The 21,857-nt window shown below is 70.5% G+C and carries 26 protein-coding genes; 19 read left to right on the plus strand and 7 right to left on the minus strand.

The annotated features are described in order from the left end of the window. The coding region (locus GXW78_RS13800) for a structural protein (RefSeq protein ID WP_211869412.1) at positions 1-531 on the minus strand (531 nt) is incomplete at its 3' end. Positions 532-595: 64 nt separating this feature from the next. Here GXW78_RS13800 and GXW78_RS13805 point away from each other — a divergent pair. Continuing rightward, positions 596-1,009, plus strand: coding sequence for a hypothetical protein (locus tag GXW78_RS13805; RefSeq protein WP_211869413.1), 414 nt, complete (start codon positions 596-598; stop codon positions 1,007-1,009). Between the two features lie 63 nt (positions 1,010-1,072). On the opposite strand, the gene GXW78_RS13810 is transcribed toward GXW78_RS13805, so the two are convergent. From GXW78_RS13810 to GXW78_RS13820, 3 genes are all read right to left on the minus strand, one after another. Further along, entirely contained in the window at positions 1,073-1,450 is a 378-nt protein-coding gene (locus tag GXW78_RS13810) for a phage tail fiber protein (protein WP_211869414.1), read from the minus strand. Positions 1,451-1,466: 16 nt separating this feature from the next. Beyond that, positions 1,467-3,404 carry a glycosyl hydrolase family 28-related protein gene (locus tag GXW78_RS13815; RefSeq protein ID WP_211869415.1) on the minus strand — a complete coding sequence of 646 codons (1,938 nt, stop codon included), beginning with the start codon at positions 3,402-3,404 and terminating at the stop codon, positions 1,467-1,469. Between the two features lie 114 nt (positions 3,405-3,518). Beyond that, positions 3,519-4,166, minus strand: coding sequence for a hypothetical protein (locus GXW78_RS13820; protein WP_211869416.1), 648 nt, complete (start codon positions 4,164-4,166; stop codon positions 3,519-3,521). 254 nt (positions 4,167-4,420) lie between these two features. On the opposite strand from GXW78_RS13820, the gene GXW78_RS13825 reads away from it, so the two are divergent. From GXW78_RS13825 to GXW78_RS13885, 13 genes are all read left to right on the plus strand, one after another. Continuing rightward, positions 4,421-5,515 (plus strand): polyamine ABC transporter substrate-binding protein, encoded by a 1,095-nt coding sequence (locus GXW78_RS13825; protein ID WP_211869417.1) that lies wholly within the window; start codon positions 4,421-4,423, stop codon positions 5,513-5,515. Between the two features lie 7 nt (positions 5,516-5,522). Beyond that, the gene (locus GXW78_RS13830) at positions 5,523-6,611 is read left to right on the plus strand and encodes an ABC transporter ATP-binding protein (RefSeq protein ID WP_338147747.1); all 1,089 of its coding nucleotides are present in this window, start codon (positions 5,523-5,525) and stop codon (positions 6,609-6,611) included. After that, positions 6,608-7,438, plus strand: coding sequence for an ABC transporter permease (locus GXW78_RS13835; protein ID WP_211869419.1), 831 nt, complete (start codon positions 6,608-6,610; stop codon positions 7,436-7,438). The genes GXW78_RS13830 and GXW78_RS13835 overlap by 4 nt, the downstream gene beginning before the upstream one ends. Continuing rightward, positions 7,435-8,235, plus strand: coding sequence for an ABC transporter permease subunit (locus GXW78_RS13840; RefSeq protein WP_338147748.1), 801 nt, complete (start codon positions 7,435-7,437; stop codon positions 8,233-8,235). Before GXW78_RS13835 ends, GXW78_RS13840 begins: the two co-directional genes overlap by 4 nt. Before the next feature lie 51 nt (positions 8,236-8,286). After that, the gene (locus GXW78_RS13845) at positions 8,287-9,246 is read left to right on the plus strand and encodes a tripartite tricarboxylate transporter substrate binding protein (RefSeq protein WP_211869420.1); all 960 of its coding nucleotides are present in this window, start codon (positions 8,287-8,289) and stop codon (positions 9,244-9,246) included. 83 nt (positions 9,247-9,329) lie between these two features. Further along, the gene (locus GXW78_RS13850; RefSeq protein WP_211869421.1) at positions 9,330-10,532 is read left to right on the plus strand and encodes a pyridoxal phosphate-dependent aminotransferase; all 1,203 of its coding nucleotides are present in this window, start codon (positions 9,330-9,332) and stop codon (positions 10,530-10,532) included. Beyond that, positions 10,529-10,993, plus strand: a complete 465-nt coding sequence (locus GXW78_RS13855; protein WP_211869422.1) for a GNAT family N-acetyltransferase — start codon at positions 10,529-10,531, stop codon at positions 10,991-10,993. The genes GXW78_RS13850 and GXW78_RS13855 overlap by 4 nt, the downstream gene beginning before the upstream one ends. A 39-nt stretch (positions 10,994-11,032) precedes the next feature. After that, positions 11,033-12,235 carry a pyridoxal phosphate-dependent aminotransferase gene (locus tag GXW78_RS13860; protein ID WP_211869423.1) on the plus strand — a complete coding sequence of 401 codons (1,203 nt, stop codon included), beginning with the start codon at positions 11,033-11,035 and terminating at the stop codon, positions 12,233-12,235. Then, positions 12,232-13,242, plus strand: coding sequence for a GNAT family N-acetyltransferase (locus GXW78_RS13865; protein WP_338147749.1), 1,011 nt, complete (start codon positions 12,232-12,234; stop codon positions 13,240-13,242). Before GXW78_RS13860 ends, GXW78_RS13865 begins: the two co-directional genes overlap by 4 nt. Before the next feature lie 27 nt (positions 13,243-13,269). Next, entirely contained in the window at positions 13,270-13,797 is a 528-nt protein-coding gene (locus GXW78_RS13870; protein ID WP_211869424.1) for a DinB family protein, read from the plus strand. Next, positions 13,794-14,936, plus strand: a complete 1,143-nt coding sequence (locus tag GXW78_RS13875; protein WP_211869425.1) for a PP2C family protein-serine/threonine phosphatase — start codon at positions 13,794-13,796, stop codon at positions 14,934-14,936. Before GXW78_RS13870 ends, GXW78_RS13875 begins: the two co-directional genes overlap by 4 nt. 51 nt (positions 14,937-14,987) lie before the next feature. After that, on the plus strand, positions 14,988-15,329 hold the full coding sequence (locus GXW78_RS13880; protein WP_211869426.1) for an STAS domain-containing protein: 342 nt from the start codon (positions 14,988-14,990) through the stop codon (positions 15,327-15,329). Further along, positions 15,326-15,772, plus strand: coding sequence for an ATP-binding protein (locus tag GXW78_RS13885; RefSeq protein ID WP_211869427.1), 447 nt, complete (start codon positions 15,326-15,328; stop codon positions 15,770-15,772). Before GXW78_RS13880 ends, GXW78_RS13885 begins: the two co-directional genes overlap by 4 nt. Here GXW78_RS13885 and GXW78_RS13890 read toward each other — a convergent pair. Then, entirely contained in the window at positions 15,762-16,646 is an 885-nt protein-coding gene (locus GXW78_RS13890) for an alpha/beta fold hydrolase (RefSeq protein ID WP_211869428.1), read from the minus strand. The genes GXW78_RS13885 and GXW78_RS13890 overlap by 11 nt on opposite strands. A gap of 39 nt (positions 16,647-16,685) precedes the next feature. After that, entirely contained in the window at positions 16,686-17,120 is a 435-nt protein-coding gene (locus GXW78_RS13895; RefSeq protein ID WP_211869429.1) for a cupin domain-containing protein, read from the minus strand. Between the two features lie 134 nt (positions 17,121-17,254). Here GXW78_RS13895 and GXW78_RS13900 point away from each other — a divergent pair, with 134 nt between their 5' ends. The 3 genes from GXW78_RS13900 to GXW78_RS13910 are packed head-to-tail and all read left to right on the plus strand — an operon-like array spanning position 17,255 to position 19,417. After that, positions 17,255-17,653 (plus strand): carboxymuconolactone decarboxylase family protein, encoded by a 399-nt coding sequence (locus tag GXW78_RS13900; protein ID WP_211869430.1) that lies wholly within the window; start codon positions 17,255-17,257, stop codon positions 17,651-17,653. A gap of 4 nt (positions 17,654-17,657) precedes the next feature. Next, entirely contained in the window at positions 17,658-18,563 is a 906-nt protein-coding gene (locus tag GXW78_RS13905) for an NAD(P)-dependent oxidoreductase (protein WP_211869431.1), read from the plus strand. Continuing rightward, complete coding sequence (locus tag GXW78_RS13910) at positions 18,560-19,417, plus strand: N-acyl homoserine lactonase family protein (protein WP_211869432.1); 858 nt, start codon at positions 18,560-18,562, stop codon at positions 19,415-19,417. Before GXW78_RS13905 ends, GXW78_RS13910 begins: the two co-directional genes overlap by 4 nt. 17 nt (positions 19,418-19,434) lie before the next feature. Here GXW78_RS13910 and GXW78_RS13915 read toward each other — a convergent pair whose 3' ends face one another. After that, entirely contained in the window at positions 19,435-19,761 is a 327-nt protein-coding gene (locus GXW78_RS13915; RefSeq protein WP_211869433.1) for a multidrug DMT transporter permease, read from the minus strand. Between the two features lie 44 nt (positions 19,762-19,805). Between GXW78_RS13915 and GXW78_RS13920 the strand changes: the two genes are divergently transcribed. Continuing rightward, positions 19,806-20,936, plus strand: a complete 1,131-nt coding sequence (locus tag GXW78_RS13920) for a glycosyltransferase family 4 protein (RefSeq protein WP_211869434.1) — start codon at positions 19,806-19,808, stop codon at positions 20,934-20,936. Continuing rightward, the gene (locus GXW78_RS13925) at positions 20,936-21,841 is read left to right on the plus strand and encodes a glycosyltransferase family 9 protein (protein ID WP_211869435.1); all 906 of its coding nucleotides are present in this window, start codon (positions 20,936-20,938) and stop codon (positions 21,839-21,841) included. The genes GXW78_RS13920 and GXW78_RS13925 overlap by 1 nt, the downstream gene beginning before the upstream one ends. Positions 21,842-21,857 lie beyond the last annotated feature (16 nt).

A 21,857-nucleotide genomic window follows, 5' to 3' on the forward strand; every position in this document is an offset into this window, starting at 1 on the left:
GGCCGCCGCGACGCCGCCCACGCCCGCCGCCGCCGTGCCGGCTGCGGCGCGGGCAGTGCCGTTGCGCGTGACGGCCTCTCGCCCGCCCGGCACCACGCCGGCCAGCCGCAGCCCCGCATCGATCGTCGCGCGGCCATAGGGGTTGCCCCCGAGCTCATGGACGATGATCGCCTCCACCAGCGGGCGAAGGTCATCGAAGCGATGCAGGTCCAGCTCGCCGCGCGGATGCCGGTCCATGCGTCGCGCCACGGCGGCGATGTAGGCCTCGGTGTCGTTCTCGCTGCCCGGCGCCCAACGTGAGATGATGCCGCGGATCGTCCGCAGCCCGTGCCGGTCCTGGTAGGTGGTCAGCAGCATCGCCAGCGCGCGGATGCCGTATTCGGGGGCGACGAAGCGGGCGAAGCGGGCGCGGCCGCCGGGCGGGGCGGACTCGATCGGTGGCTGATCCAGCCCCTGCCAGCGATTGGCCGCGTTATGCTCGATGTTTCCGGGGTTGCGGTTGCGATAGCCGCGGCTCTGTCGGGGATCCATGGCAAGCTCCAGGGAATGGGAACGAGGCTGGCCGCCGGCGGTGCTTCCGGAGCATCCTCGGGTCGTGGAACGGGGGATCGGGATGGTGGCGGTGCGGGCAATGGCGACGGCGATGCTCGGCCTCCTCGCCGCAACGGGCGGCGCGGCGGCGTCCTGCATTCACGTCGTCCGCCACGCGGAAGCGCGCGACGACGCAATCGCCTTCACCGCCGGCCTGCAGCGCGCGGTCCGCATGCAGATCGAGCGCAACGACAGCTGCACGCCGGACCTGCACATCAGCTTCATGGTGGTGGAACTGGCGGTCATCGCCGGGCGGTCGGGCCGCGGCTACCTCGTCACATATGCCGTGACGGACGAACGGGAGGCCGACGTGCGGCCACACATGGGCGCGACCTGGGCGATGGACCGCACTCAGGCCCTGCTGGATGCCGGGCAATCGGCGGGGGCGGGGATCCGGTCGCGAACGCCGGGGTTCTGAGCGCGCAGCCCCCGGTTTCGACGCGGAACCGGAGAGAGGCCTTTCCTCTCTCCTGCGCCGTCCTCAATCAGCCAGCACCGTCAGGCTCTCCGCAGGGATCGTGACGCTCCCCGCGGCGCCGAGTGTCGCCGGGGACCCCAGCGGCGCCCAGGCCAGGGCGTTGCCGCCCGCCGGCGCGTCGAACAGGCCGACATGGGTCAGCGTCCCGGCTGCGGTGATGAAGCCGAAGCGCAGCGCGGCGGCGTTCCGCTGCGTTCCGCTGCCGGTGAAGGATGCTGGCAGACGGGCGTAGCCCGTCGGGGCGGCGGGTTCGCCGGTCAGCCCGGTGGCATCGGTGCCGCCGGTCCCCAACCCTACCCAGACGCCGGTCGGTAAGGCGGGTTGCCGCCCGGTCAGGGACCGGGCCAGCAGGTTCTTCGAGTAGTCGGTCAGTGCGGTCATGGCTGTGGGTCCCCTCTCAGCTCACCGTCGCGCCATCCGGCCAGCGCCAGCTCGTGCCGTCGCTGACCGCGAAGCGCCTGTTCGCCGCACCATCCGACACGTAGATCAGGCAGCGTGCGAAGGCTGCGGCGGCGGGTAGCGTCGCCACCGTGTAGGCCGGCAGCCGCAGCGGCGCGGTGGTCTCGACGTAAGCCGTGCCCTTCGGCGACAGCTGCAGGTGGATGTTGGTGTCGCCGCCCTGCGCCAGGAAGCGCGGCGGTCCACCCGAGGCAGCGGCGTCGGTCCGGATGTAGTTGCTCGGCGTGCCGGTCGCGTTCACCTCGAAGGCGGTCTGGCCGCGCGTCAGCAGCCGGATGGTGGCGTTGCCCTTGGCGATGAGGGCGAGAGGGATGTTGGCGTCGTTGCCCTGCACCGCGATGCTGGGCGTGCCGGCCGCCACAGCGCCGGCGACGTTCACCCGATTCACGCTGTTCGCGGGCGTGCTGACGCCGAACCCATGCGCGCCGGACGCCCCGCCCAGCGTCAGCGTGCCGGTCGAGGCAGCGCGCAGCACCTCCACCCCCGCGGCCGAGACCGCGACCTCGGTGGCGGATGGTGCGAAGAGTCCGCTGTTCTCAAACCCCAGCGTGACGCCCGGGCGATCGAGCCGTCCGGACGGTGCGCCGAGCGTCATGTGGCCGTTGCTGCCGCTGTTCAGCACCGGCCCGCTCCCGCCGCCCGTCAGGAGCGGCGGGCTTCCCAGATAGATCGCGTTCGGCGTGCCGGTCGGCACGTCGGCGAGGTGTATCGCAGCCGATCCGTCGTTCAGGCGGTTGTAGTTCAGCACCCGCAGGGAAAAGACATCGAGCCGGTTGCCGGAACCGTTGACGCGGATCGCGTTGCTCTCCGCATCGTCGATGCGGAGGTTGCCGATCTGCAGCCGGACGTTGTTGCCGTCTATCCGGATGCCGCTGGCCCCGGCCAGCGACGCGCCGCCGGCGTTGAAGATCTCGGACTGGGTCGTCAGGTTGGCGATCTGGGCGGCGACGCCGCTGCTCTCGATCCAGATCGGATAGAGGGCGAAATCGGCATAGAGCTTGCCGACATACACCTTGTTCGTGACGCCCGAGGCCGATGGCGTGAGGCGTAGCACCGAACGCGCGCCGAGGGCGAAGACGTCATCGATGAACACGCCGTCCGTCCGCTGCAGCAGGATGGCGTCGCTGTTCTGCTGCTGCCAGCGCACCACATCGTCATCGGCCGTTGCGAAGGGCCAGAAATGGATGTTCTGGATTCGGCAGGTGTCATAGGCGCGGTCGATCTGGATGCCGGTGGTGAAGACCTGGCCGCGCAGGCGCTCCACGTTCAGCCGGCCGGAATTGTCGCACCAAATGCCGCGGTTCACCCCAACCATCATCATGTTGCGGAATTCGACGCCGCCGAGGCAGTCCTGGACGCGGAAGACGAAATCGTAGTTGGTCGGCTCCCAGCCGGGCACCTGCGCAGCGCTATGCACCTGCCGCACGCCGAGGTCGCGCACGGAGCAGCCGCGCGCCGCCGTGCCGGTGAAGGTGAAGGGCGTGAAGCCGATGCTGTCGATACGCAGCCAGGTGCCGTTCGTGCCCGAGGGATTCTCGGTGATGCCCGCGCCCTGGAAGGTGATGGCGGCGCCGTTGACGACGACGGGGCTGGCGATGCGGTAGGAGCGGGGCCCGAATTCCAGCACGCCGCCGCCGCTGGTCGCCATGGTATCGATCGCGGCCTGGATTGCCGGAGCGTCGTTGGTCGTGCCGTCACCGACCGCCCCGAAGTCCCGCACGTGATAGGCGCGGTCGGCAAGGATGCCGCCGCGCAGCTGGGCCAGCGAAACGCGGCGCGTCGCCGCTGCGCTGCCGCTGCCCTGCACGATGGGCAGCACGTCGGTATCCGCCGCCGCCGCGATGGACGGCAGCGCGCTGATCTTGGTGTCGGACATGAAGGTCTCCCTGGAGGGGGCTGGGGACGGAAGGACAGGGGGGCTAGGCGGATCCCGATCCGGGTGGCGTGCTCGCAGAAGCAGGACCCAAAGCCGTTGCCGCGGGACGCGGCTTCAGAGGACGAGCTGCGCACCATCCTCGGCGAGCAGCCGGCCGCCCAGTTCGGTCAGCAGCCGCGGCGGATGCGTCACGGCGAAGGGCGGCGAGAGCGTCGCATTGGCCGGGTCGGCGGGGTCGACGGCATGAAGGCGGTAGCCCCCCGCCGGCTCCGGCGCGAGGAAGCCGGCGACCGCACGGCCCGCCAGCACCGGCACCGTCTGCGGCGCACTGACGTTGGATCCGTCCGACCGCCGGAAGCTGAAGGTCAACTGGGCGATGGGGCCGGTGACGGTGGCGCCCGCCGACAGCATGTCCCCGGGCGACAGGGCCGGCACCGCATCGAGCACGATGGCGCGTGCCACCGCGGTCGTCGTCAGGAAGATCTCGGCGAGCAAGGTTGCCGATCGCATCAGCGACGGCGCGAATCCGGCCGCATCCACGGTCACGCCGCCGCCGGCGATCGAGCCGCCGCGGATCGGCACGAGGGCGGTGGCATCCGCCGCCTGGACGATCACGATGTCGCCCGGCAACAGCCGCGCCGCGGCGGCCGAGAAGTAGCCAGGCGCCAGCACGCTCGTCCGGTCGTCCCCGGTGCGGTAGTGCCACAGGGTGAAGCCGTTCGCGGTGGTCAGCGCCGAAAGGCCACTCGGGAGGAAGGGCATGCATGGCTCCTCGCCCGCCGCGAGGGAAGGCGGGCGCCTTCCGCCGGGGCGGGCACTGGGGGTCGGGGCTGTCAGGAGGTCGTCCGGGGCGGCGTTGGACGCAGTTCGCCCCGTGATGCGGCTGACGTACAGGAACAAATAAAGAACGTCAAGGCAAAAAATCCTAGACAACGACAACGCGAGGGGATGGCAGCGACGGCGTGCATGGCTAGTCTCGCCCTATCCGCCGACCGCCGCCCAAGGGACCCGCGCCGATGCTCCGACGCCTGCTGCCGCTGCTTGCCGTGCTGCTGACCGCCTTGCCGGCGGCGGCGCAGGACAGGGTGCTGAACGTCTACAACTGGTCCGACTACATCGATCCGGCGGTCGTGGAGCGTTTCACCCGAGAGACTGGCATCCGTGTCCGCTACGACGTCTACGACAGTCTGGAGACCCTGGAGGGGCGGCTTTCCGCTGGACGATCCGGCTACGACATCGTGGTGCCGACCAGCGAGCCGACCTTCGCCCGGCTGGTGCGCGCCGGCGCCCTGCGCCCGATCGACCGCGCGGCGGTGCCGAACTGGCAGAACCTTGACCCGGTGCTGATGGAGCGTGTCGCGACGATCGACCCGGGCAACCGGCATGGCGCGATCTATCTGTGGGGCACGGTCGGCCTCGGCATCCGGGTGGACCGGGTGCGCGCCGCGCTGGGGCCGGATGTGCGTCTCGACAGCCTGGATATCCTGATGCGGCCGGAGAACGCGGCGAAGCTTGCCCGTTGCGGCATCATGGTGATGGACAGCCCGACGGACGTGATTCCGTCCGTGCTGCGGTGGCTCGGGCGCAACCCTGACGACAACTCCGCGGAAGGCCTGCGCGCCGCCGAGCAGGCGCTGATGGCCATGCGGCGCCATGTCCGCGCGATCATCGCTTCCTCCTCGATCCTCGACGCGCTGGCGACCGGTGAGGCCTGCGTGGCCCTGACCTATTCCGGCGACGTGATCCAGGCGGCGAACCGCGCGCGGGAGGCCGGGCGTGGCGTCGAGGTCGGCTATGTCCTGCCGCGCGAGGGTGCGCAGCTCTGGTTCGACATGATGGCGATCCCGGCGGACGCCCCGAACCCCGAGGACGCGCAGCGCTTCATCAACTTCATGCTGCAGCCGGACGTGATGGCGGCGGTCACCAACCAGGTCCGCTACCCGAACGCCGTGCCGGCGAGCCTGCCGATGATCAACGAGGCGGTGCGCAACGACCCCAACGTCTTCCTTTCGCCCGAGGCGCTGGCGCGCACCTTCGTCGCCGGCACGCCGCCGCGCGATGCGGAGCGGCTGCGCACGCGGCTCTGGTCGCGCTTCAAGGCCGGTCGATAGAGTGGCCGTGCCGATTCAGACCTTCGGGCCATCCGGCCCTACGGTCATCGGGCCGGCGGCGCTCCTCCAGGCCAAGGCGATCACCAAACGCTTCGGCGCGACGCTCGCCCTCGACGCGCTCGACCTCGACATCGCGGATGGCGAGTTCTTCGCGCTGCTCGGCGGGTCGGGGTCGGGCAAGTCGACGCTGCTGCGCATCATGGCGGGGTTCGAGACGCCCGATTCCGGCCGCCTGCTGCTGGATGGCGCCGACATCGCGGCGACGCCGCCATGGGCCCGACCGGTCAACATGATGTTCCAGTCCTACGCGCTGTTCCCGCATCTGTCCGTCGCTGACAACGTCGCCTACGGCCTGCGGCGCGCGGGCGTGGCGAAGGCGGAGACGGGAGCGCGCGTCGCGGCCGCGCTGGCGATGGTGGGCCTCGCCGGCTTCGACCGGCGCAAGCCGCATCAGCTCTCGGGCGGGCAGCGCCAGCGCGTCGCGCTCGCGCGCAGTCTGGTGATGCGGCCGCGGCTGCTGCTGCTCGATGAACCGCTCGGCGCGCTCGATGCCGGGCTGCGCGAGCGGACGGGCTTTGAGCTGCGCGCCTTGCAGCGAGAGACTGGCGCGGCCTTCGTCATGGTGACGCATGATCAGGAGGAGGCGCTGGCTCTCGCCGACCGCGTCGCCGTGCTGGATGGTGGGCGCATCGCGCAACGCGGCGCGCCACGCGCGATCTATGAGCGTCCCGCCTCGCGCTTCGTCGCCCGCTTCCTCGGCGCCGCGAATGTGCTGGAAGGCCGCGCGGCGGATGGCGCCTTCGACAGTGCCGAGGCCGGCGCCACCTTCACCGACATTCCCGCCGGTACCGTGGCGCTGGCGTTGCGACCGGAGCGACTGCGCATCCTGCCGCCCGGGGCCGACGAGCCGAACACAGCGCCCGGCACGGTCGAGGACGCCGCCTTCCGCGGTGACGATACCCTGCTGCTGATTCGCATGGCGGGCGGCGCCCTGCTGCGCGTCGCCCATGCCGAGGAGGACGGCGCGCCCCCCGAACGCGGCGCTGCGGTCCTCGTCGCCTGGGATGCCGACGACGTGGTGCCGCTCGCCTCATGATCGGGCGCCTGCTGGTCCTGCTGCCCGTCTGGGCCTGGCTGCTGGTCTTCGTCGCGGCGCCGGCGGCGATCCTGCTGGCCATCGCGCTGGGCGAGGCCGATTCCGGCATCCCGCCCTTCCGCCTCGCCTGGTCGCTCGCCGGTTTCGGCATGCTGGTCGAGGATTCCTATTACCTCGATGCGCTGCTGACGGCGCTCCGCATCGCGGCGATGACGGCGGGGTGCTGCCTGCTGATCGCCTATCCCATGGCCATGGGCATCGCGCGGGCCGCACCGGGGCGACGCGTGCTGCTGCTCGCCGCGCTGATGCTGCCCTTCTGGACCGGCTTCCTGCTGCGCGTCGGCGCCTGGATCGGACTGCTGCGTGACGAAGGCTGGATCAACGGCGTGCTCATCAGCCTCGGCATCACCGACGCCCCGCTGCCGCTGCTCTACACCGAAGGCGCGATGCTGGTCGGCATGGTGCACGCCTATCTGCCCTTCGCCGTGCTGCCGCTGTTCGCCGCGCTGGTGCGGCTGGACCCGACGCTGGGCGAGGCTGCGGCGGATCTCGGCGCGCGCCCGGCCGTCGCGTTCGTCACCGTGACGCTGCCGGCGACGCTCCCCGCCGCCATCGCCGCCTTCCTGCTGGTCTTCATCCCGGCCGCCGGCGAGTTCGTCATTCCCGAGCTGATGGGGCCGCCGGAGGCGCAGCTTGTCGGCCGCGTGCTGTGGCAGGAATTCTTCCAGAACCGGGACTGGCCCGTCGCCGCCGCGCTCGCCGTGGCGCTGCTGGTCCTCCTGCTCGTGCCGATCCGGCTGTTCCAGCGGCTGGAGGCGCAGTCGTGAGGCGCGGCCATTTCGTCGCGCTCGCGATGGGCGCGGGCTACGTCTTCCTCTGGCTGCCTATCATCCTGCTCGTCGCCTACGCCTTCAGCGCCGATCGCATTCCCTTCCAATGGGGCGGTTTCTCGCTGCAATGGTTTGTCGCACTTGCGGCAAACGAACGCGTCGTGGAGGCCGCGCTGCTGTCCCTGCGCATCGCGGCCGGTGCCGCGACGCTCGCGGTGCTGCTCGGCGGCGCGGCGGGCTGGGCGCTCGCGCGCTACGGGCGCTTCAGGGGCCGCGCGATCTTCGGCGCGCTGATCGGCGCGCCGCTGGTACTGCCGGAGGTCGTCACCGGCCTCTCGCTGCTGCTGCTGTTCGTGGCGCTGGAATCCATGACGGGCTGGCCCGAGGGTCGCGGTGCGTTCACCGTCCTGCTCGCCCACGCGACACTCGGGGCCGCCTTCGTCGCCGTGGTCGTGCAGTCGCGCCTCGCCGAGACCGATCGCAGCCTCGAGGAAGCGGCGATGGATCTCGGCGCCACGCCCTTCACCGCCTTCCGCACCGTGACGCTGCCGCTGATCGCGCCGGCGCTGGCAGCGGGCTGGCTGCTGGCCTTCACGCTGTCGCTGGATGACGTGGTGATCGCCTCCTTCGTCTCCGGCCCGCAGGGGACCACGCTGCCCATGGCGCTCTTCGCCATGCTGCGCCGGGGACTGACGCCGGAGGTCAACGCGCTCGGCGCCGTCGTCGTGCTGGGTGTCGGTGCCATGCTTGCGGTCGCCGCGCTGCTGCTGCGCGGCCGGGGCGACTCCCGCTGAACGACGAAGCGGCCTAGCCTCCTGCCCAATCAGACGAGCAGGAGGAAACGCATGCGTCGCAGAACGATGCTCATGGCCGCGGCGGGTGCCGTGGCCGCGCCGGGAATCGCCCAGGCCGCCTGGCCGGCCGACCGGCCGATCCAGGTCCTGGTGCCGGGTCCCGCCGGCGGCGGCATGGACATCCTGGCCCGCACCATCCTGCCCTTCGTGCAGCAGCGGCTGCGCGGCGCGAATTTCGTCGTGGTGAACCGCCCGGCCGCCGGCGGCCAGCAGGCCTTCGAGGGCATCGCCCAGGCGGCGCCCGACGGCTTCACCATCGGCGCCGCGCAGGCGCCGAATTCCATCACCCTGCCGATCGAACGCCAGGTGCGCTACCGCGTGCAGGACTTCACCTTCCTCGGCAACGTCATCGAGGACCCCTGCGGCCTGTGGGTGAAGGCAGACAGCCCGTTCCGCAACGTCGCGGACCTCGTCGCCGCCGCGCGCGCCCGGCCGGGGCAGGTCACGGTCGGCACCGCCGGCGTCGGCAGCGACGATCATCTGCTGATGCTCGCGCTGCAGGACGCGACTCAGACAGAATATTCCCACGTGCCGTTCAACGGCACGCCGCCGATCGTCACGGGTGTGCTGTCCGGCGCGATCGATGTCGGGTCCTTCAACATGAGCGAGGGACTCGGTCTGATGCGCGAAGGGCTGGTGCGCGGTCTTGCCCAGGGCGGCCCGGAACGCTGGGCCGTGACCAGCTCCGTGCCGACCTTCAAGGACCAGGGCTTCGATGTGCTGGGCGGGTCCACCCGCGGGCTGGTCGCGCCACCCAACCTGCCGGCTGCCATCCGGGACGAGCTGCGCACCGCCATCGCCGCGGCGAATGCCGACCCCGCCTGGATCGCCGACGCAACCCGACTCAACCTGCCGTTGCGCCCCATGACCGCCGAGGCGCAGGAACGCCTGTTCCTCGACGAGGACGCCCGCCTCCGCGCCATCTGGGCCCGCAAGCCCTGGCGCGACTGAGGATTGCAACAAAGCCGGGTTGATGGCGGGGAGGGGCGGGACTAGGGTCCGGCCCCTCCCTTCAGAACCCGACCGGGACTGCCATGAACCTGATTGCCGACCGCCTCAACCGGATCTCACCCTCGCTGACCACCGTCATGACGACGAAGGCGCGTGCTCTGAAGGCGGCCGGCAAGGACGTCATCGGCCTGTCCTCCGGCGAGCCCGATTTCGACACGCCGCAGAACGTCAAGGATGCCGCGATCGCCGCGATCCAGCGCGGCGAGACGAAGTACACGGACGTCGCCGGCACCCTGGCGCTGCGCAAGGCCGTCTGCGAGAAGTTCAAGCGCGACAGCGGCCTCGACTACAAGCCCGAGGAGATCATCGTCTGCACCGGCGGCAAGCAGGTGATCTTCGACGCGCTGATCGCCACCATCAATGCGGGCGACGAGGCGATCATCCCGGCGCCGTGCTGGGTGTCCTACCCGGACATCGTGAAGCTCGCCGAAGGCACGCCGGTGATCGTGCAGTGCGGCCAGAATGCCGGCTTCAAGATGTCCGCCGAGCAGCTGGAAGCCGCGATCACGCCGAAGACCAAGTGGCTGATCCTGAACAACCCGTGCAACCCGACCGGCGCCGCCTATTCCGCGGCCGAGCTCAAGGCGCTGACGGATGTGCTGATGAAGCACCCGAACGTCTGGATCTTCACCGACGATATCTACGAGAAGCTGGTCTATGACGGCTTCAAGATCGCGACGATCCTCGAGGTCGAGCCGCGCCTGCGCGACCGCACGGTCACGATGAACGGCTGCTCCAAGGCCTATGCGATGACCGGCTGGCGCATCGGCTTCGCCGGCGCCCCCGTGGCGCTGATCAAGGCGATGGACAAGCTGCAGGGCCAGTCCACCTCGGGCACCAGCAGCATCTCCCAGGCGGCGGCGGTCGAGGCACTCGACGGCCAGCAGGACAGCATCGAGGAGATGCGCAAGGTCTATGAACGCCGCCGCGACATGGTGGTGGACATGCTGAATGCCGCCCCGGGCATCCGCTGCCACAAGCCGGAAGGCGCCTTCTACGTGTTCCCGGACATCCGCGGCTGCATCGGCAAGACCACCGCGGGCGGCCGGAAGATCGAGGATTGCGAGGGCTTCACCATCGCGCTGCTCGAGGAGACCGGCGTCGCCACCGTGCATGGCGCGGCCTTCCTCTCGCCGGGGCATTTCCGCATCTCCTACGCCACGTCGGACGACGTGCTGAAGGAGGCCTGCACCCGCATCCAGGCCTTCTGCGCCGGGATGAAGTGAGCGCGGCGGGTTTTACGCTGCGCCCGGTCGGGGAAGCGGATTTCGAGCCGCTCCTCGACCTCTCGATCCGCGTGCTCCGCGCGGATCTGGACCGCGTCGGCCGGTTCGACCCGGACCGGCGGCGCGCCCGGATGCGCGCCGGCTTCGACCCGGCGACGCTGTCCGCCATCGACTGCGACGGCCTTCTCGTCGGCTGCATCGCCGTCGTGCCCGCTGACGACCATGTCGAGATCCATTCCTTCTACCTCGACCCCGCCGTCCAGGGCCGTGGCCTCGGTGCCGCCGTCTTCGCCGCCGTCGCCGCCCGCCATGCCGGCCTGCCGCTGCGGATCGAAGTGCTGAAGGGCGCCCCGGTCCATCGCTTCTGGGAGAAGCAGGGCTTCGTCCGGACCGGGGAGCAGGATTTCGACTGGCGCTATGAACGCCCGGCCGGCCTTGGCGCCGTTGCGACGCCGGCCTAGTTTCGCGACATCGTTCTCCCGAAGGGACCAAGGAAGAAAATGCCAGCTCTCGCCGCCCGTATGAGTGAGGTTTCCGTCTCCGCTTCCGTCGTCATGACGATGAAGGCGCGCGAGCTGGCGGCGAAAGGCATCAAGGTCATCAGCCTCGGCACCGGCGAGCCGGACTTCCCGACCCCGCAGCACGCGATCGAGGCCGCGCACAAGGCCGCGCTGGCCGGCGACACGAAGTACCCGCCGCAGGACGGCACCAAGGAACTGAAGTCGGCCATCCAGCGCAAGTTCAAGCGCGACAACAACCTCGACTACGCGCTGGACGAGATCCTCGTCACCAATGGCGGCAAGCAGTGCATCTTCAACGCCTTCATGGCGACGCTCGACCCGGGCGACGAGGTGGTGATCCCCGCCCCGTACTGGATTTCCTACGCCGACATGGCGAAGGTCGCGGGCGGCACGCCGGTGTTGGTGTCCTGCCCGCAGAACAACGGCTTCAAGCTGCGCCCCGAGGATCTGGAAGCAGCCATCACCCCCAAGACCAAGTGGGTGATGCTGAACTTCCCGAACAACCCGACGGGTGCTGCCTGCTCGCGTGAGGAAATGGCGGCCATCGCCCAGGTGCTGAAGAAGCACCCGCATGTCTGGGTCATGACCGACGACATGTATGAGCACCTCGTCTATGACGGCTTCGAGTTCTGCACGATTGCCGAGGTCGAGCCCGCGCTGAAGGACCGGACGCTGACGGTCAACGGCGCATCCAAGACCTACGCCATGACCGGCTGGCGCATCGGCTTCTGCGGCGGGCCGAAGGCGCTCATCAAGGCGATGATGAACATGCAGGGGCAGGCGACCTCCGGCGTGTCCACGGTCGGCCAGGCCGCCGCGGCCGCCGCGCTCGACGGTCCGCAGGACCTGGTGCGCGAACGCGCCGAGGAGTACCGCCAGCGCCGCGATCTTGTCGTCGACATGCTGAACGCCGCGCCGGGCATCGTCTGCCACAAGCCTGAAGGCGCCTTCTACGTCTTCCCGAACGTCGCCGGCTGCCTCGGCAAGACGACGAAGGCGGGCAAGAAGATCGAGACCGACACGGATTTCGCCGTCGCGCTGCTCGAGGAAAAGTACGTCGCCGCCGTGCAGGGCGCGGCCTACGGCATGTCGCCCTATCTCCGCATCTCCTACGCGACGGATGCCGAGAGCCTGCGCGAGGCCTGCGCCCGCATCCAGGAGTTCTGCAAGGAGCTCTCGTGACGCCAGCGGCGCCCCGCGCGGCCATCCGCGATGGCCGTGACGAGGACGCCGAGGGCTTCATCGCCCTGGTCGGGACCTGCTGGGCCGAATATCCCGGCTGCATTCTCGACGTGGATGGCGAGGTGCCGGAACTCCGCGCCCTCGCTACCTATTTCCGCGACCAGGGCGGCCGGCTCTGGGCCGCGGAGCAGGATGGCCGCCTCGTCGGCATGATCGCCACGCGCCCGCTGAAGGAGGACGCGGCCTGGGAGATCTGCCGCATGTATGTCGATGCCGCCGCGCGCGGCAGCGGCATCGCCGGCGCTCTCCTCGACACAGCCGAAACCCATGCGCGGAACTCGGGCGCGGAGCGCATGGTGCTGTGGACCGATACCCGCTTCACCCGTGCGCATGGCTTCTATGAGAAGCTCGGCTACGTCCGGCACGGCTCGATCCGCATCCTCGACGACATCTCCCACTCGCTGGAATTCCGCTACGCCAAGCCCGCCGCCGGGCTGGTGGTCGAGGCGCTGGACGCCGCCGCGGTGGCGAGCGCGGAACGGCGCCTGTCCGACCTGCTGATCGCCTGCGTCGCGGATGGCGCCTCGCTCACCTTCCTGCCGCCGCTCCCGCGCGACCGTGCGGCCGGCTTCTGGAAGGGACATTCCGCCGCCGTCGCCGCCGGGACGCGCGTGCTGCTGGCCGCCTGGCTGGACGGCCGCCTCGCCGGCAGCGTCACCATCGAGTTCGCGACGGAACAGACGACGCCCGATGCCGCCGCCATCCGCACGCTGATGGTCGATCCGGCGCTGCGCCGCCGGGGCATCGGCCGCGCCCTGATGCGCCGTGCGGAGCAGGCGGCGCGCGCCCATGGCCGGCGCATCCTCACCCTCGACGCCCGCGCCGGCAGCGCGGCGGAAGCGCTCTACCGCATGGAATCCTGGGTCGAACTCGGCCGCATTCCACGCTACGAGATCGATGCGGAGCGCCGGCCCTGCGATACGGTGTTCTTCTGGAAGGCGCTCTGATCGGCGGAAGGCGAGGCGCAGCGCAGCATGATCACCCCGGACTGGTGCCGCATGATGGCGGCCTACAACGCCGAGATGAACCGCCGCCTCTACCGCGCCGCCGATACGCTGGACGACGCCGCGCGGCGGCTCGATCGCGGTGCCTTCTTCGGGTCGCTGCACGGCACGCTGTCGCACCTTCTGTGGGGCGACACCACCTGGATGAGCCGCTTTGACGGCTGGACGAAGCCCCCGATCGGCATCAAGGAAAGCCCCGGCCTGGTGGCGGATTGGAGCGCCCTGAAGGCCGCGCGCGTGGACGCCGACGACCGCATCGAGGCCTGGGCGGGACGCCTGACGGCCGCGCATCTGGCGGAGCCGCTCGTCTGGTTCTCCGGCGCCACGCAGCGGCAGATGTCGCAGCCGCGCTGGATCACGGTCACGCATTTCTTCAATCACCAGACCCACCATCGCGGCCAGGCGCACGCACTGGTCACCGCCGCCGGCGCGAAGACCGAGGACACCGATCTTCCCTGGGCCGTGGATCTCGCGCGGCTCGGGCTGCTGCCGGCGTGACCAGCGACGCCACCGAACGCCACGAGCCGGAGGAGGAGCGCACCATGCTCCGCCGCGCCGCGCCATCGGTGGCGACGGCGGAACCGATCGTGCACGTCCTTGATGTCGAGGCGGCGGAAGGCCTGCCGGCCCGCCGCGTCGCCATCGGCCCCGGACCGCTGACTGTCGGCCGTGGTGCTCAGGCGGGTCTCGTCCTGCCATCCGGCGACGTATCGCGCAGCCATTGCATCATGGCGATGGACGGTGAGGCGGTCATCGTCACCGATCTGGGCTCGACCAACGGCACCATCGTCGACGGGCGGCGGATCGAGGCGCCGGCGCGGCTGATTCCCGGCGCGCGGCTGGTGCTCGGCCCCTTCACCCTGGTCTATCGCAATGGCCGTGCCTCGGACCTCGCGCGGACAGAGGAGGTGGAGAAGGACCTCGCCCGTGCCGGCCGCTATGTCGAGGCGCTGCTGCCGTTGCCCATCGCGGATGGGCCGGTGCGCGCGACCTGGCGCTTCGTGCCTTCGACGAACATCGGCGGCGACGGCTTCGGCTATGGCTGGATCGACCAGCACCGCTTCGCGATGTGGCTGCTGGATGTCTCGGGGCACGGCGCGGGCTCGGCGCTGCTTGCCGCTTCGGTGATGAACCTGCTGCGCGTGCATTCGCTGCCGGGCACGGATTTCACGGATGCCGCCGCGGTGCTCGCCGCATTGAACGACCGCTTCCAGATGGACCGCCAGGGCGGGATGTACTTCACCATCTGGTACGGCGTGTACGACACCCGCACGCGCCTGCTCGGCTTCGGCTGTGCCGGCCAGCACCCGGCCTTCATGTCGGTGCCGGGGGACGCGGACGCGCAGGCGCTGTGGGTGAAGAACCCGGCCGTCGGCCTCGCGGAGGACTGGCCCTATCGCCGCGCCGAGGTCGCTGTCCCCGCCGGGGCGCGGCTCTATCTGTTCAGCGACGGCGCGTTCGAGATCCAGACGGCCGATGGGCGCCAACTCACTCTTGGGGATTTCCTGCCGCTGCTCGGCAGGCCGGCGATGCCCGGCGCAACCGAGCCCGAACGCCTGTGGCGCGCCGTGCGCGGCGCTGCGCGGCCTGGGCCGCTGGATGACGACGTATCGCTCGTCACGCTCGATTTCACCTGAGCCTCGTGCGATGTCACAAAGGCATTCGGTGACGGTCGGGGAGAAGCGCTGATGGATGTGGTGGTGGTCGAGGCTGATGGCGCGCCGATGTGCCTGGTGCTGACCGGGCGGCTCGATGCGGCAGCGACCGAGCTGGTGGAAACGTCGGTGATGGCGCATGTCCGCCGCGCCCCGGGCCATGTGCTGATGGACATGGCGGGGGTCAGCTTCGTCGGCTCGCTTGGCATTCGCCTGCTGATCTCGGCGGCCCGCACCGCCGACCGGGCCGGCCGCCGCGTCGCCATCTTCGGCGTGCAGCCCGCAGTCGCCGAAGTATTCCGCACCATCGCCCTCGACGACCTGATCCCGGTCCTGCCGGATCAGGCCGCGGCGTTGGCGCAGATCAGGACGTGAGGCCACCGGGCGGGGAGACGCTGCGCCTCGTCCTGGGCGAGGGGCTCGAGGCCCTGAGGCAGGCGCAGCTTGCCGTCGCCGCTTTTCTGGCCGCCCGCGGCGCGGGGCCGAACACGGCATCACGAGCCGAACTGCTGCTGGAGGAGATGGCGCTGAACACCCTGCGCCACGGTTTCGCGGATGGCAGCACGCCGGAAGTTGCGGTCACCGCCTGGCAGGACGATGGACGCTGCGGCCTCGACTTCGAGGATCGCGGCGCACCCTTCGATCCCACCCTGGCGCCGCTGCCGGTGAAACCAGGCCGACTGCAGGATGCGCCAGTCGGCGGGCTCGGCCTGCCGCTGCTGCATCGGATCGCCGCCGAGATCGCCTATGAGCGAAGTGGGGACGGGCGCAACCACCTGCGCCTGGTGCTGCCGGCTGAGGACGCCGCTATCGGCTGAGGAAGCCGTCGAGGTGGCTCAGCACCGCCTCCGGCGCTTCCTCCGCCAGGTAATGCCCGGACGGTACTGCGGCGGTCTCCAGCGGCCCGGAGGCGTAGCGGCGCCAGATGGCCGGTGCGTCATACCATTTCGGGATGCTGCCCTTGGCGCCCCACAGCGCGAGCATCGGGCAGGTCACGGTCTGCCCGGCATCGCGGGATGCGCGGTCATGGTCCAGGTCGATCGTCGCCGCTGCGCGGTAATCCTCGCAGATCGCCTCGATCGTGTCGGGTGCGTGCAGCGCGGCAAGATAGTCGGCGCGGGCTTCGGGGTGAAAGAAATCCGCGGGCTTCGGCTCGCGCGAGGTGTGGAAGTCGAACCAGGGCTCGATGTCCGCGCGGATCATGTTCTCCGGCCCCGGATGGCGTTGGGCGAGGAAGAACCAGTGCCAGTAGCCCATGCCGAAACTCATGTCGGCACGCTCGAAGTGTTCGAGCGTCGGGATGATGTCCATTGTGCAGAGCCGTTCGACGGCGCCGGCGTGGTCGAGCGCGATGCGATGCGCGACTCGGGCCCCGCGGTCATGGGCGACGACCTGGAAGCGGCGATGCCCGTAGCTTCCCATCAGCGCCACCATGTCCGCGGCCATGGCGCGCTTGGCGTAGGGCGCGTGGTCGTCGCTGACCGGCGGCTTGGCCGACTGGCCGTATCCGGTGATGTCCGGGCAGTACACGCTGAAGCGGCGTGCGAGGACAGGCGCGACCTTGTGCCACATCGCATGCGTCTGCGGGTTGCCGTGCAGCAGCAGCAGGGGCGGGCCTTCGCCGGCACGGCGCAGGCGGAACCGCTTGCCTGCCGCTTCCTGGAATTCGAGCGCGAAGCCGTCGAAGAACATGGGGTCGTCACCTCCGGCCCGCAGCCTCGCATGAAAGCGTCAGGCGGGCACCAGCCCGTGGCGCAGCATGATCGCCTTCATCTGATCGGCATCCGGCGGGCCGGGGCGGCTGACGAGCTCGGCGATCTCCTCGAAGTAGCGGCGGCCGATGGTGCCGGGGGCGATGACGATCATCGCCCTGGCCGTGCCGTCGTGCAGATTGGCGTGGTGGTGCACCGTGCCGCGCGGGATGAAGACGACGTCGCCCGCCCGCACCTCCCGCGCCACGCCATCCAGCGTCGTCGTCATGGTGCCTTCCAGGCCATGGACGATTTCGTCGCAGGCTTCGTGGTAATGCGGCACCGGCACGCGCGCCTTCTCGGGCACGACGAACTCGAACATCACGACATCGCCGGCGCCGTCATCCTCGTCCACATGGAAGCGAAGCTCCAGCGCGCCGATGCGCACGATGCGAGGCGACCGGGCGGCGTCCATGGGCAATCTCCGCGCGATGATGGCGTGGCCCATCCTGGCGCAGATCGACGGGGCAGGCCATCGTCCTCGGCCCGTTGACCGCCCGGCCGCGACGGGCCAGCGTGCGCGCTCAATTCCCGAGGGAGGGACACAGGATGTCCGACGATCAGGCGCTGTTCGACAAGGGGCTGCCCATCCGCCGCGCGGTGCTCGGCCCGGAATACGTGGATTCGTCCATGGCGAAGGCCGACGAATTCATGATGTCGTTCCAGCGCGCGACGACCGCCTGGGCCTGGGGCTGGGCCTGGGGCGACCCGACGCTGGACCGCAAGACGCGCTCGCTGCTGAACCTCGCCATGCTGACCGCGCTGGGCAAGATCCCGGAGGTGAAGCTGCATGTGAAGGGCGCGCTGAACAACGGCATCACGGTCGACGAGATCAAGGCGACGCTGCTGCACGCCACCGCCTATTGCGGCATCCCTGCCGGCCTCGACGCCTTCAAGGCGGCGCATGAGGTGCTGATCGCCGAAGGCGCCATCCCGGGGAAGAAGTAAGACCATGGCTGCCATCAGGAAGGTCGCCTTCGTCGGCATCGGCAACATGGGCTGGCCGATGGCGGCCAACCTGGTGAAGGCCGGCTTCGAGGTCACCGTCGCCGATGTGGTGCCGGGCCGTGCCGAAGCCTTCGCCGCCGAGACCGGCGGCAAGGCTGCGGCGACGCCGGCCGAGGCGGCGCAGGGCGCCGATTGCGTCGTCACCATCGTGCCGACCAGCAAGCAGGTGGCCGAGGCGGTCGAAGCGATCGCTCCGTCGCTGGCGAAGGGCATGCTCGTCATCGACATGACCTCCGGCCAGCCGGGCCGCACGCGGGAGATCGCGGCAGGCCTCGCCGAGCGTGGCGTCGCGATGATCGACTGCCCCGTCTCCGGTGGCGTGCCGCGCGCCAAGACCGGCCAGCTCGCCATCATGGCGGGCGGCGAGGAGGCCGATCTCGACCGCGCGGATGCCGTGCTGAAGGCGATGGGCACCTCCATCCACCGCTGCGGGCCGATCGGCGCCGGGCAGGCGATGAAGGCGCTGAACAACCTCGTCTCCGCCGGCGGCTACCTGATCGGCATTGAGGCGCTGCTGATCGGCCAGCGCTTCGGCCTTGACCCGTCGAAGATGGTCGATGTGCTGAACGCCAGCACGGGGATGAACAACTCGACGCAGAAGAAGTTCAAGGAATACGTCCTGTCGCGCCGCTTCGACGCCGGCTTCGGCCTCGACCTGATGGTCAAGGACCTGTCGATCGCGTTGGAAGTCGGCCGCGAGACGACGACGCCGACGCCCTTCGCCGCGCTGTGCCGCGAGATGTGGGCCTCGGCGGCGGCGATGCTCGGACCGGGCGCGGATCACACCGCCGTGGCGAAGCTCTCGGAACAGATGAGCGCCACGGTCCTAGGGGGGAACAAGGAAACATGACCGCATCGAACGGCCTGCAGGTGGGCGTGGCGCAGCCCGCGTCCACCGGGGCGGCCCAGGCGCTCTGGGAAGTCTACGCCATCCGCTACGGGCGGCACGACCGCACGGCGCAATCCAACCACCTGCTGCCGCTGCCCGACCCGCACGAGGCCATGCCGCTCGACTACTATGTCTGGCTGCTGCGCGGCCCGGATGGGCGGGAGATCGTGGTCGATACCGGCTTCGACGCCGAGCTTGCCGAGAAGCGCGGCCGCAAGCTGTCGCGCTCGGTCGCCGACTGCCTGACCTCGATGGGAACCGACCCGGCGAAGGTCGCGGATGTCATCGTCACGCATCTGCATTACGACCACGCGGGCAGCCTCGGCATCTTCCCCACGGCGCGCTTCCATCTCCAGGAACGCGAGATGCACTTCGCCGTCGGCCGGCACATGTGCGTCCACGCCATCCGCATGCCGTTCGAGGCCGACCACGTCGTCGCCATGGTCCGCGCCGTCTATGCCGACCGCGTGGAGTTCCACGATGGGGATGCGGAAGTCGCGCCCGGCGTGACCGTGCATCGCGTCGGCGGCCATTCGGACGGGTTGCAGATGGTGCGCGTCGAAACCGCGCGCGGGCCAGTCGTGCTCGCCTCCGACGCCATGCATTTCTACGCCAATGCGCTGAGCGGGAATCCCTTCCCGATCATCTTCGACCTCGGCGCCATGGCGGCGGGCTGGCGCGCGGCGAAGAAGCTCGCGGGCGGCGACGACAGCCGCGTCATCCCGGGCCACGACCCGGCGGTGCGCAACCGCTTCCCTGCGGTGGAAGGGCAGGGTGGCGAGGTCGTCGCCCTGCACCTGGCGCCGACTGCCTGATCGGCGCCCGGCTGCCGCTACCCGACGAAGACCACCGTCCCGGCCATCAGCCCGGCGACGGAGAACAGCAGCGACAGGCCGGGCCAGGTGCGCATCGGTCCGCGCATCGCGATCAGCGCGTTGGCGGCGAGCGAAAGCATCACCCCCGCCACGGGCTGTGACCAGTGGTAGGTCATGAACCCCCAGACGATCAGCGCCAGCCACATGAAGAAGGCGGCGCGCGCCACGAGACCCCAGATCAGGTCCGATGCGGCGGAGGCGGGGCGCATCTCCGGCGCGGCCGACCGGGTGCGGATGAAGCTCCCGACCGAGAGCATCAGCATCGCCATGAAGTAGTTCAGCATGGGGTCCACTTGCGTCGGTCGCGGCTTCCGCGCAAGACCCCGCCATGACCGCCCCGCCGCCCGCCATCCTGCAGGTGCTGCCCACGCTGGTCTCGGGCGGCGTCGAGCGCGGTACGCTGGAGATCGCGGAGGCCACGGTGGCGGCCGGATTCCGCGCCTACGTCGCCTCGGCCGGCGGCCCGCTGGTGGCGCCGCTGGAGGCGCTGGGCGCGCGTCATGTGACGCTGCCGCTCGCCACGAAGTCGCCGGCCGCCATCTGGCGCAATGCCGCGCGCCTGGCCGAGATCGTGACGGCGGAGGGGGTCGGCCTGCTCCACGCCCGGTCCCGCGCGCCGGCCTGGTCGGCGTTGCTGGCGGCGCGGCGGACCCGCGCGCGCTTCGTCACGACCTATCACGGCACCTACAACGAAGGCTTCCCCGGCAAGCGGCTGTACAATTCCGTCATGGCCCGCGGCGATCGCGTCATCGCCATCAGCCACTTCATCGCCAAGCTCGTTCATGACCGCCACGGCGTCGGCGAGGATCGGCTGCGCATCATCCCCCGCGGCGTGGATGAGCGCCGGTTCGACCCCGCCGCCGTCGCGCCGGATCGCGTCGCCGCCCTGCGCGCCGCCTGGGGCGTGGCGCCCGGCCGGCCGGTTGTGATGCTGCCGGCGCGGGTGACGCGCTGGAAAGGGCAGGGCGTGCTGGTCGAGGCGATGGCGAAGCTGGGCACCGATGCCCAGGCGCTGCTGGTCGGCGATGCCGGCGCCAAGCCGGCCTTCCAGGAGGAGCTGCGGGGTCGCATTGCCGCGCTGGGCCTGGGTGGTCGCGTCCGGCTTGTCGGGCACGCGGCCGATGTGCCGGCGGCTCTGCTGCTCGCCGATGTCGTCGTGCACGCTTCTACCGACCCCGAAGCCTTCGGCCGCACTGTCATCGAGGCCCAGGCGATGGAACGCTGCGTCATCGCGAGCGACCTCGGCGGCCCGACCGAGACGGTGGAGCAGGGCGTGACCGGCTGGCGCGTGCCGCCCGGCGATCCGGACGCGCTTGCCGCCGCGATCGACCGCGTGCTCGCCATGCCACCTGAGGAACGCGCCGCAGCCGGCGCCCGGGCGCGAGCGGCGGTGCTGGCGGGCTACACCACGGCGCGCATGCAGGCGGCGACCCTCGACGTGTACCGGGAATTGCTGTGATGCGCGTGCTGGTCATCAAGCTCGCCGCGCTCGGGGATTTTGCGCAGGCCTTCGGTCCCTTCGCGGCGATCCGCGCGCATCACCCCGGCGCACGGATCACGCTGCTGACGACGAAGCCCTATGCACCGCTGGCCCGTATGTCCCCGTGGTTCGACGAGGTTTGGGAAGATGGGCGCCCGGACTGGACCGACCCGCCGGCCGTATTCCGCCTCGCGCGGCGCCTCCGGGCCGCCGGGTTCGACCGGGTCTATGACCTGCAGACGTCTTCGCGATCCTCCCGCTACCGCTGGTTCGTGGGGCGGCGGACCGAGTGGTCGGGGATCGCGCCCGGTGCGTCCCATCCCCACGCCAATCCCCGCCGCGACCTGATGCACACGGTCGACCGCCAGCGGGAACAGCTTGAGATGGCCGGCATCCCGGACTTTCCGGAACCCGACCTGTCCTGGCTGGATGCCGACCTGTCGCGCTTCGCCTTGCCGCAGCGCTTCTGCCTGCTGGTGCCGGGTGCCTCGCCCGGCCGGCCGGCCAAGCGGTGGCCGGAGCACGCTTTCGGTGCGCTGGCCGCGGGCCTCGGCGACCCGGCGCTGATCATCGGCGGCCCGGGCGAGGCGCCGCTCGCCGCCGCCATCAAGGCCGCCGCGCCCGGGACACTGGACCTGACCGGCAAGACCAGCTTCGCCGACATTGCCGCCCTCGGGCGCCGCGCTGCCTTCTGCATCGGCAACGACACCGGCCCGACGCATCTGGTCGCCGCCGCCGGCTGCCCGACCCTCGCCTTGTTCGGTGCGGACAGCGACCCGGCTCTCTGCGCCCCCCGTGGCCGGCATGCCACCTTCCTGCGCCATCTGCCGCTGGCGACACTGGATCCCGCCGAAGTCGCCGCGGTGGCCGCCGCCCTGACTTGACCCGGCCGGGCGCGAT

This window comes from Neoroseomonas terrae, assembly GCF_018129025.1.
Lineage (GTDB): Bacteria > Pseudomonadota > Alphaproteobacteria > Acetobacterales > Acetobacteraceae > Neoroseomonas > Neoroseomonas terrae.